The following is a 2,496-nucleotide window of genomic DNA, read 5'->3' on the forward strand; positions in this document are numbered from 1 at the left end:
TCGGACTGGGCTGCGGAGGCGGCGGAGGGCGCGGACATGGGACCAGTATCCCGCACGAGAGGACACGCCTTCACGACCCTGCAGGGGAGGAGCACGCTCGGAGTCCGTTCGCGGAGGCAGGTGACCGACGCCGAGGGGTTCGGCACTCGTGCGCGGCTGGCCCCCGAGGCGTCACGCGGCGCACACTTCAGACCATCGACCGCACCCCGTGGAGGACCTCATGATGACGGATGACGACGTTCAGCGCCGCGAGCTCGTGCTCGAGCGAGCCCATGAGTGGGCCGACCTGCTGCATGGGGTGGACCGGCTGCGCGTCCTGGAGGCGAGGGCCGAGGCGGCCCATGAGGATGCGGTCCCCTCGGTCCGATTCGACGTCGGCCGGGATCCGGACGAGGGCGCCCCGATGTGGCGCCTCATCGCTCCGACCGGGGACCTGCTCCGTGAGCTGAAGGTGAGCCGCCGGCGCTCCGGCTTCCTCTCCCATTGGGACGACCTGATCGACGAGGAGCCGGCTCTGGAGCAGATCGTCGCTCTGACCCGTCAGGTGGAGGACGAGGCGTTCGCGTTCGGCCGGCTCTGCACCTCCGGGGAGGCCGCTGCGGCACGAGCCGCCGTCGAGGCGCTGGAGACGGCTCTCGACGGGCTGGAGGACTCGGATCTCAGGGAGGACCTGGAGACCCTGGCGGACGTCGCCACCACGGCTGACCAGGACGGAGACGTCGTCGGGGTCGACTCCGCCATCGACCTTCTGTGCGGCGACGATGACGACGCGGTGGCCCTCCCCCGTCGGCTCACCCTGCGAGCCCCCGACAGGGCCGCTCAAGCACTCGCCGTGCTCGAACACACCGCGGCGTGGCCCTGGCCGCCGTCATCGTCCTCAGAGTCGAGTCGCGTCGCCGCCACCGGCAGGCAGAAGAGGACGGTGGCTGGTCGGCGTCACGGTGCCCCCGCGACGTACTGCCGGGCCCATCGCGACGCGTGCGACCTCCTCGAACGCCATCCTCTGGCTCTGTTCCGCTCCGTCCACGGCTGGGTGCGTGGTCTCCAGCTGATGGAGCACCACTGGGACCACACGCTCCTGCTCGACATCTCCTCGATCCCGCCGGAGACGTTCGAGGAAGCGGCGGTCGTCATCGTCCAGGCCGGGGCGGGGTCGGCCGACGAGGGCGTCCGGCTCCTCGAGCAGCTGGCCGCCGCAGACCGCTCCTTCGAGTTCCTCCTCGACCCGCTGCATTGGCTGTGGGACCACGAGACCCTCGCGGTCCAGGCCATCAGCGCACTGCAGGAGATCTCCATCGAGTCCGCAGAGCGGCACTACGAGGCACTGACTGACGCGCTCGCCCCCTACAGTGCAGAATCCGCGAGCCGGGTCGCTCCGCCGTCAGACGGGGCGGGCGGATCCGCCGTGGCCTCAGGAGCCATCACGCGCGCCGCGACATCCTGCTCCCCCCTGCCGCCGCAGCTCTTCAAGCGGGTCGACGCCGCCCGTCAGGGCCTGGAGGTCGCCGAGGAGGCGCTGGTCGAAGGGCCGTGCCGCATCTGGGCGCACCGGCCACTCGTCCAGACGATCCGTCGCCACCACGGCCGCCGTATCCACCCCGACGGCCCCCTGGAGCGTGCCTTGCGTGTGTGTGAGATGAGCCGCACGCCCCTCTCGCTCTGGCACGCCATGGCGCCACACCCCGGACTCGCCCGCCAGTTCGACTCCCGTCGTCCGGAGGAGTGGTCGGCCCTGACCGAGGCCGCCGCCGACGCGGCCGGCGCAGTGACCGACCACATCGGCCTGATCCTGTTCGACCCGGTCAACCGGGACTACCTCGTCGAGGTGACCCGCTGGGCCGTGGTCGCGAAGGCTCAGGAGGCCCTCGACCGCGCCAGGGTGCCGATCGCCCTCGTGGAGGGGCTGCGTGGGATCGGCGGCGCCACGCCCCCGACCGCCGGAGCGCTGTCCTGGGAGTCCCGCCGCGCACTCGCCGAATGCACGCTCGACGATCTCGTCCGCCTGGAAGGGGTCCTCGAGGACCTCTCCGTCGACCTGCGCCTGCTCGGTCTCACGGACGAGGTGCTCGCGGCCCACATCACGGCCGACCCCGAGCGGGCAGCGCGGTTCCTGGGAGAGTTCGTCCTCATCGACACGGGCCTCCAGGAGCAGATGGTGGAGGCCGCGGGTTGCGAGACGCTTCTCCCCGTCGAGGCGACGAGACGGCGCAGCGCGCGAGGGATCATCTTCCACGGCTCCCTGGAGTCGGAACTGCGTCACTACTGAGAGCCGCCCGTCGCGACCCACCCCCGCGCGTAGGCTGACCGCATGACCGCCGCAGCGGGGTCCGCGCCGACCGCCTCCACCTCCCCCTCCCCCGCCGTGCTGCGTGAGATCGCCCTGACGGCCGCCCGCGCCGCGGCCCCCGCGCTGGCCGCGGCGTTCCGCACCCCGGACGCGGCCGCCACCACGAAGCGCAACCACCACGACCTGGTCACCGCGCACGACCGCGCCAC

General features: G+C 72.1%; 1 protein-coding gene and 1 pseudogene. Both read left to right on the forward strand.

Going from position 1 to position 2,496, the window contains the following annotated elements:
• Positions 1-220 precede the first annotated feature (220 nt).
• Entirely contained in the window at positions 221-2,266 is a 2,046-nt protein-coding gene (locus Q4D18_RS11560) for a hypothetical protein (protein WP_303128559.1), read from the forward strand.
• 42 nt (positions 2,267-2,308) lie between these two features.
• Positions 2,309-2,496 (forward strand): annotated as a pseudogene (locus Q4D18_RS11565) (inositol monophosphatase); the annotation flags it as partial.

This window comes from Micrococcus sp. (genome assembly GCF_030523875.1).
In the GTDB taxonomy this organism is placed as follows: domain Bacteria; phylum Actinomycetota; class Actinomycetes; order Actinomycetales; family Micrococcaceae; genus Micrococcus.

Bases quoted from the DNA above. Each gene is read 5' to 3' on its own strand.
- Q4D18_RS11560 (WP_303128559.1), top strand. From the start codon at position 221: ATGATGACGGATGACGACGTTCAGCGCCGCGAGCTCGTGCTCGAGCGA.